Genomic DNA, 7165 nt, shown 5'->3' on the forward strand with positions numbered 1-7165 from the left:
GGTCCGAACGGACCGGCCCCCGCGGTGCGTGGTGACCACGGATCCGTCGACGGCAGCGATATCGTCGCGGAGTGACGAGTCTTTCCGGGGACCACGACAGCGGCGGCTCCGCCGCAGAGCCCCAGACCCGTATGTGCGCCCGCTGTGGCACCACCGCCCAAGCCCCCCAGCCCCTGTGGATCTGTTCCGTGGAGAACGGCGGACGGCACTACTTCTGCGAGACGTGCGCCCGGGAGAACCTGCGAGCGATCGAGGGCCGGCTGGACTCGGCCTGGTGGTGAGCCTCGGGCCCAGGACTGCTTCCTGTGATCCTGACCCGGGTCCCGGAGACAGCTGACGAGCCGGCGCTGCTCGAACCGATTACGCCTCCGCCGCCGACTCGCCCTCCTCCTCTTCGGAAATGAATCCCGGCAGCCACTCCTCCAGTTCGTCGCGCATGCGCACAGTCGCGCCGAGTTGGCACAGGACGCCGATGGTGCTCAGGGTCACCCGGTGGATGAGGAGGTAGGACGGGGGCAGGTTCAGTTGCTTGCCCAACTGGTGGGCGGGGGAGCGGGGGTCGGCGATGCGGGCTGCCTGGCTGCGCATCCAGCCGCGGGCGAAGGCGAACTCGTCCGCCCGGACCGGTTCGATGATGGGGTGCAGATAGTCGAGGACCGCGTCCGGGTCCAGGTCTATCGACTCCTTCACAAAGCCTTCCGTGCAGAGCATCTCGTAGACCGCCTCGGCCTCGCCCTCGATCGTCAGCCGCAGGGCCTCACCGATCGGGGCAGGCAGGCCGCCCGGCAGACGATCCACCGTGCCGAAGTCGAGGACGCCGAGGCGCCATCCGCGCTTCTCGTCCGGCAGGAGGCGGAAGTTGCCCGGATGCGGGTCCGCGTGCAGGAGGCCGGTGCGGGCCGGGCCGGAGAAGAGGAAGCGGGTCAGTAGCTGGCCCGCCCGGTCGCGCTGCTCCTGAGAACCGTCGGTGATCACCTCGGAGAGAGGGGTGCCCTCCATCCACTCGGTCACCAGCACCTGCTCGCACTGGTGCACCACGGCCGGGACCACGACATCCGGGTCGCCCGCGAACTCCTCCGCGTGCGCCTGCTGGGCCTGGGCCTCCAGGCCGTAGTCGAGCTCTTCGGAGACACGGTCCCTCAGCTCCGCGATGAGCGGCTTGATGTCCATCCCGGGGATCAGCGGGCCCAGCAGACGAGCGAACCGACTGAGTTGGCCGAGGTCGGAGAGGAGGGCCTCGCCCGCGCCCGGGTACTGCACCTTGACGGCGACCGCACGGCCGTCGTGCCACACCGCGCGGTGCACCTGGCCGATCGAGGCCGCGGCGGCCGGCTTGTCCTCGAACTCCAGGAACAGCTCCTGCCAGTCCTTCCCGATGCGCGCCTCCAGTACGGAGTGCACCGTGCGGGTCGGCATCGGGGGCGCCGCGTCCTGGAGTTTCGTCAGGGCCGCGCGGTAGGGGCCCGCGACCTCCTCGGGGAGCGCCGACTCGAAGACGGACAGGGCCTGCCCGAACTTCATCGCGCCGCCCTTCAGCTCGCCCAGGACCTTGAACAGTTGCTCCGCCGTTCGCTGCTGGAGTTCGCGGCCCACGAGCTCCGCCGACTCGCCGACGATTCGCTTGCCGAGTCCCCAGGTGGCCCGGCCTGCGATGCCGAGCGGAAGCGCGGCGAGCTTGGCGGTCCGGGTGACCGCCTTTCGGGGAAGATCAGACATGCGCCCTCCAAGTCCCAGCAGGCCGTGCCGCGTGTGCTTTGCGGGACAACCTCGTTGACCGCTGATGCCCCGCCATTGTCTCGTGTGCCTCCCCGTCTTTTGCGGTGTGTTCCCCGTTACCTTTCCCCGGGGCACCCTTTTCAGTGGCCGCGCAGGAGCATGCCGGGTGGGGCCACACCGGGCGCGCGTGCCAGTCGAACCCCGGTACCGAGACTTCCCAGCGGGCGCCCGCGCTGGACGGCATGTGCCCGTCGAGGAACGCGAGCGCATGCCCCGCGGCCAGTCCCGCGACGGTCGTGGCCAGCGTCAGGTCGCACGCGTCGAGCTGGTGCGGGCGGCCGGACCGCCACTGCGCGACCAGCCGCGGCCAGGTCTCGTCGCGGTCGGCACGGCTCTGGTCGAGGCAGCCCGCGCAGCCCGTCTCACCGGGCAGGACCAGGGGGCCGACCACGCCCGTCCCCTCCACCACACCGGCATAGAGGTGTGGCGTGCCCGAGGCGATGAGCGGCTCGGCGGCCGTGGGCTTGGGGGCGTGGACGTCGACACCGTCGCGTGGGGCGAGGATCACCAGAGAGAAGCCGGGCTCCTCGCGGAGGCGGTTCATCGGCATGTCCCCGGACGGGGCCGCGGGCGGCCGGGAGCCACGGCGGCGCCGGGGCGGGCGATCGGGTGCCGCGTGGCGAGCGGCTCGGCGTGCCGCCATGTCCCTGCGCTCGCCGATCGACTCGGCCGGCAGACCGCCTGGCGTCACGTCCCACGGCTCGACCCGGCCGACATCTTGTACGTCGACCTCGCCGACGCCGGCCCCCGACAGCAGGGAGGCGAGCACCGCCCCCACCCGCCCCGCGCCCCGTACCTGCACGCTCAGTGACCGGCGGGCGGCCAGACGTTTCATGGCGTCGCCCGGCTCGGACGCGATCAGAGAGAGCGAGGCGGCGTCGGAGCGCAGCCGGTCCAGAACCTCGGGTTTGGCGCGCAGGTCGCCCGCGGCCGTGCCGCCGCCCGTCGCGTCGTCCAGCAGGCCGGACCGGGACAGGCGGTCCACCAGCCCGTCCACATGACCGTCCGGCAAACCCATGCGCTGCCCCTCCTCGCGCAGGAGAGGCAGCCCGCGTGTGCCGTCGAGCAAGGCGAGGAAACTGCCTGTCGCCGTGTCCATCGGGCCCAGCACCATGGCGTGCGCCGGTGCCAGGCCGAACTGCACGGTGTTGAGATCCCGCCAGCCGCGCCGGAGCGCGGGCTTCACCATCGGATGCATGATCGGCCCCCGTAGCCAGAAATAGGTCCCCGTGTGTCGACGGTGCGAGTGCCTGGTCCGCCGACGAGTGCCAGCATGCACGGACCGCGACGATGCCTGTCGAGAGTTGTCCACAGGCGACGGCATTCGTCGTACAAATCAGGCGCTCGGAGTGCGGATCGATATCGAACCGTCCCGGAGGCGCGACTTCCCCCGTGTGCAGCGGGTAACGTCGGGGCGTGCCCGCCGACCCACTGCACCGCGCCGGAAAGCCACAGCGCAGCACGACGAGCCAGCCGCCAAGCGGCTCGGGGGCGAGCGCGATCGAGGTCCGCAGGAGCGCGCGACGGCGTAGAACGGTCTCCGCGTACCGCGAGGGCGATCGTACCGTCGTGCTCATCCCCGCTCGGATGTCCGAGGCGGAGGAGCAGCGCTGGGTAACCGTCATGCTCGACAAGCTGGCCGCGCAGGAAAGCAAACGGCGCCTCGGTGACGCCGAACTGACGGACCGCGCCGCCCGACTCTCGGACCAGTACTTCGGCGGTCGCGCCCGGCCCACCTCGGTCCGCTGGGTCACCAACCAGAACACCCGCTGGGGCTCGTGCACCCCCGCCGAGGGCAGCATCCGCCTTTCGCACCGGCTGCAGGGCATGCCCGAGTACGTCGTCGACTACGTCCTCCTCCACGAACTCGCACACCTGCTGGTACCAGGTCACGGTCCCCGTTTCTGGCAGCTGTTGGAGGCCTATCCGCGTACCGAGCGTGCGCGCGGCTACCTCGAAGGGGTGGTTGCCGCCGATCGGCTGCCGCATCTGCCGGCCGCGCGGGACGAGTGACACCACCGCGCGGTCGTCCACCGGAGGACGGGTCGCGGCCTGCGGCCTGAAGGCGGGGCACGGCCTGCCGCCTGAGGACGAGTGATGCGAAAGGGGCGCCTCACGCGCGCGTGGGCGTTTGCGGGACAGGTGACCGAAGTCGCGCTTTTGTACCGGCTCTGTACCAGCCGCGTACGTCTCAGGACTTTGCGGTTAGCCTGGCGCGACGCACTCGCAGGCGCACGCACTTTCGGGATGGGGGACGGTCGTTACGCATGGCCAGGGAATTCCAACGCGGCCACAAGGCCAAGATCAGTGACCTCACCGCGGGTACGGATCTGTACGTAGGTGTACAGATCTCCGCCCCCGGGCTGAGCTTCGATATCAGCTGCTTCGGCCTGGACGCCGACGAACGGCTCTCGGACGACCGCTACTTCGTCTTCTTCAACCAGCCGAAGACCCCCGAGGAGTCGATCCAGCTCCTGGGCGCCCAGTCGGGCGACACCGAGTCCTTCCGCGTCACTCTCGACAAGATCCCGCCCCAGATCCAGAAGCTGTCCTTCACGGCGACGATCGACGGCAACGGGCAGATGTCGCAGATCGCCCCCGGTTACGTCCGCATCGTCGCGGGCGGCGAAGAGGTGGCCCGGTACCCGTTCGAGGGCTCGGAGTTCTCCACCGAGCGCGCCGTGATGCTGGGCGACTTCTACCTGAAGGACGTATGGCGGTTCGCGGCCGTCGGGCAGGGCTTCGACGGCGGCCTCGACGCGCTGCTGCAGAACTTCGGCGGCGAGGTCGCCGAAGACGAGCCCGCCGCCCCACCGCAGCAGCCGCAGGCCGACGCCGCGCCCGGTTTCGCCCCGCCCGCGTTCGGTGCCCCGGCCGCCCCGGTGCCCGCACCGGCCCCGGAGCCTGCGCAGGGGTTCGCGCCCCCGGCGCCCGCACCCTCCGTGCACGCCGCGCCGACCATCGCCGCGCCCCTGAACACGCCGCCCGGTGTCCCCGTTCCGCCCCCGTCCGCGCCCGCACCGCAGGGCGGACCCTTCACCCCACCGGGCGCTCCGCCGCAGGGCGGGCCCTTCACGCCCCCTGGCGCCCCGCCCCAGGGCGGGCCCTTCACACCGCCGGGCGCGGCTCCGCAAGGCGGCCCGTTCACTCCCCCCGGTGCCCCCGCGGCCTTCCCTGGGCAGGCGCAGCCCTTCGGTGGCGGTACGCAGCTCGCGCCGGTGCCGCCGGAGGCGGGTCTGCGGGTCGTCCTGACGAAGTACTCCGAGGCACCTGTCGGAGACCGCTGGACCGAGCAGAATCCACAGCTGGTGCGGACGACGCTCACCAAAGGCGCCAACATCCTCGCCAAGCAGGGCAGCATGGTCGCGTACCAGGGCGACATCGACTTCGCCCACAAGGGTTCCGGCCTGCTCGGCAAGTTGACGGGCCAGCTGACCGGCCAGGGTATGGCCCTGATGCGCTGTTCCGGCGACGGCGAGGTGTTTCTCGCGGACGAGGGCAGCCACCTCTTCGTCATCCGCCTGGAGAACGAGCAGCTCTACACCAGCGCGCGCGGAGTCCTTGCCTTCGACGAGGCGCTGGACACCGAGATCCGCCGAATCGAAGGCGCGGGCCTGCCCGGCGGCGGCCTGTTCAGCATGCTCTTCTCGGGCACGGGAGCGGTCGTCGTCAAGACGCGCGGCGTTCCCGTCGTCCTGCCCGTCGGCCCGGCCACGTACGTCGACGGCAACGCCGTCATCGCCTGGTCCGCCGGCGCGCAGGCCGTCACCACGACGTCGCTCAGGCTGCGCCGCTCCGGGTACGCCCGGCAGACCCAGGAGGCCATCAACCTCCAGTTCCGCGGCGCCCCCGGCAACTTCGTCGTCGTCCAGCCCTTCGAGGTGTGAGGCAGAGCATGGACCTCCAGACACTCAACGCGCACCGCTCCACCTCCACCGGCGTCCGCATGAGCGTGCACAGCTCCAAGACGCTCAAGGTCACCATGGTCAGCGGCCAGGACCTCCTGGCCAAGGCCGGCTCGATGATCGCGTACGACGGCTACGTACAGTTCGACGGCCCGCCCGCCACGCTGCGGCGCAGCGCGGAGGAGATGGTCAGCGGCGAGGGCGGAAAGCTGATGCTCTGCCGGGGCGACGGGGACCTTTACCTCGCCGACTACGGCGGTGACGTCCTCATCCTCCACCTGAACAACGAGGCGCTGTCCGTCAACGGTCCCACCCTGCTGGCCTGCGACGCCTCGCTTCAGCTCACCATTGAGCCGGTCAAGGGTTTGGCCAAGCTCTCCGGCTCGGGCCTCACCAATCTCGTGATCCGTGGCACCGGATGGGTCGCCCTGGTCAGCCGGGGCGTGCCGATCTCCCTCGACTGCGCCGAACGGGAGACGTACGTCGACCCGGACGCCCTGATCGCCTGGACCGAAGGCCTCGACATGAAGGCCCGTCGCACCATCAAGGCCAGTGCGCTCATCGGCCGGGGCAGCGGGGAGGCTTTCCAGATCGGTTTCAAGGGGAGGGGCTTCGTGGTCGTCCAGCCCAGCGAGGACACCGGCGACCGTTTCAAGATCCGTGGCTGACCGGGGCTGAGAGGAGAACAGCACACCATGCACAGCACACTCTTCGCGCACATCCCGGTGAACCACACCGAGCGCTACACACTGCAGAACCCACAGCTGCTCAAGACCGACGTCACCATCGGCAGCAGCCCCGTCCTGGCCCGCCAGGGCGCCATGGTCGCCTTCGAGGGTCAGGTCGACTTCGACAGCCAGTACCGCAACCGCAGCTGGCGCAACGCCGAACGGATGACCGGCGAGCGGCTCGAACTCATGCGCTGCAAGGGCAACGGGATCGTGTATCTCGCCAACTTCGCGCAGTACCTGCACATCATGGAGGTCGGCAGAGGCATCACCGTCGACTCCTCCGCCGTCCTCGCCTTCGACGGCTCGCTCAACGTCGGCATCGTCGCCGTGGACAGCGCCGTCGAGGTGGCCTCGGCCGGGGCGTACAACCTGGAGCTGTCCGGTGGCGGCAAGGTCGTCCTGATGACCTCGGGTCCGCCGCTCGCTCTCGAAGTGACGCCCGAGAAGAACATCTGCGTCGACTCGGACGCCGTGATCGCCTGGTCCACCTCGCTGCGTACGCAGCTACAGGCGCCGACCTCCACCTCCGCCGTGTGGCGCCGCAGGGGCTCCACCGGTGAGGGCTGGGAGATGCACTTCGGGGGCCACGGACATGTCCTGGTGCAGCCGAGCGAGCTACTCCCGCCCCAGCACCTGCGCACGTCCGGGGTGCTCGGCCAGTTCGGTATGGGCGGCGGCGGACTGAGCGGAAACTCCCTCGGGGGCAGCCGCAACTGATCAGCGGGCAATATGTGTAAGGGGCGTCCGCTATGG

The 7165-nt window shown here is 70.4% G+C and carries 7 protein-coding genes; 5 read left to right on the top strand and 2 right to left on the bottom strand.

Features of this window, described 5'->3' with window-relative positions; genetic code table 11:
• The first annotated feature begins 71 nt into the window (after positions 1–71).
• Positions 72–281, top strand: a complete 210-nt coding sequence (locus ACFU53_RS45195; protein WP_384005880.1) for a hypothetical protein — start codon at positions 72–74, stop codon at positions 279–281.
• A gap of 79 nt (positions 282–360) precedes the next feature.
• Here the strand turns inward: ACFU53_RS45195 and ACFU53_RS45200 are convergent, their stop codons facing one another.
• Complete coding sequence (locus ACFU53_RS45200) at positions 361–1716, bottom strand: ABC1 kinase family protein (RefSeq protein WP_384005882.1); 1356 nt, start codon at positions 1714–1716, stop codon at positions 361–363.
• Complete coding sequence (locus ACFU53_RS45205) at positions 1709–2974, bottom strand: TOMM precursor leader peptide-binding protein (RefSeq protein ID WP_384005884.1); 1266 nt, start codon at positions 2972–2974, stop codon at positions 1709–1711. Before ACFU53_RS45205 ends, ACFU53_RS45200 begins: the two co-directional genes overlap by 8 nt.
• 218 nt (positions 2975–3192) lie before the next feature.
• Here ACFU53_RS45205 and ACFU53_RS45210 point away from each other — a divergent pair, with 218 nt between their 5' ends.
• From ACFU53_RS45210 to ACFU53_RS45225, 4 genes are all read left to right on the top strand, one after another.
• Positions 3193–3789 (top strand): M48 family metallopeptidase, encoded by a 597-nt coding sequence (locus ACFU53_RS45210; RefSeq protein WP_384005886.1) that lies wholly within the window; start codon positions 3193–3195, stop codon positions 3787–3789.
• A 254-nt stretch (positions 3790–4043) separates the two neighbouring features.
• On the top strand, positions 4044–5663 hold the full coding sequence (locus ACFU53_RS45215; RefSeq protein WP_384005888.1) for a TerD family protein: 1620 nt from the start codon (positions 4044–4046) through the stop codon (positions 5661–5663).
• A gap of 8 nt (positions 5664–5671) precedes the next feature.
• Positions 5672–6349: an AIM24 family protein gene (locus ACFU53_RS45220; RefSeq protein WP_384005890.1), complete on the top strand. Its 678-nt coding sequence runs from the start codon at positions 5672–5674 to the stop codon at positions 6347–6349.
• A 27-nt stretch (positions 6350–6376) separates the two neighbouring features.
• Positions 6377–7129 carry an AIM24 family protein gene (locus tag ACFU53_RS45225; RefSeq protein WP_384005892.1) on the top strand — a complete coding sequence of 251 codons (753 nt, stop codon included), beginning with the start codon at positions 6377–6379 and terminating at the stop codon, positions 7127–7129.
• Positions 7130–7165 lie beyond the last annotated feature (36 nt).

The sequence above is a fragment of the Streptomyces sp. NPDC057474 genome (assembly GCF_042802555.1).
Taxonomy (GTDB): Bacteria; Actinomycetota; Actinomycetes; order Streptomycetales; family Streptomycetaceae; genus Streptomyces.

Excerpts from the sequence above, each read along its gene's own strand:
- ACFU53_RS45205 (WP_384005884.1), bottom strand. The coding sequence starts at position 2,974 with ATGCATCCGATGGTGAAGCCCGCGCTCCGGCGCGGCTGGCGGGATCTC.
- ACFU53_RS45200 (WP_384005882.1), bottom strand. The coding sequence starts at position 1,716 with ATGTCTGATCTTCCCCGAAAGGCGGTCACCCGGACCGCCAAGCTCGCC.
- ACFU53_RS45220 (WP_384005890.1), top strand. The coding sequence starts at position 5,672 with ATGGACCTCCAGACACTCAACGCGCACCGCTCCACCTCCACCGGCGTC.
- ACFU53_RS45215 (WP_384005888.1), top strand. The coding sequence starts at position 4,044 with ATGGCCAGGGAATTCCAACGCGGCCACAAGGCCAAGATCAGTGACCTC.
- ACFU53_RS45225 (WP_384005892.1), top strand. The coding sequence starts at position 6,377 with ATGCACAGCACACTCTTCGCGCACATCCCGGTGAACCACACCGAGCGC.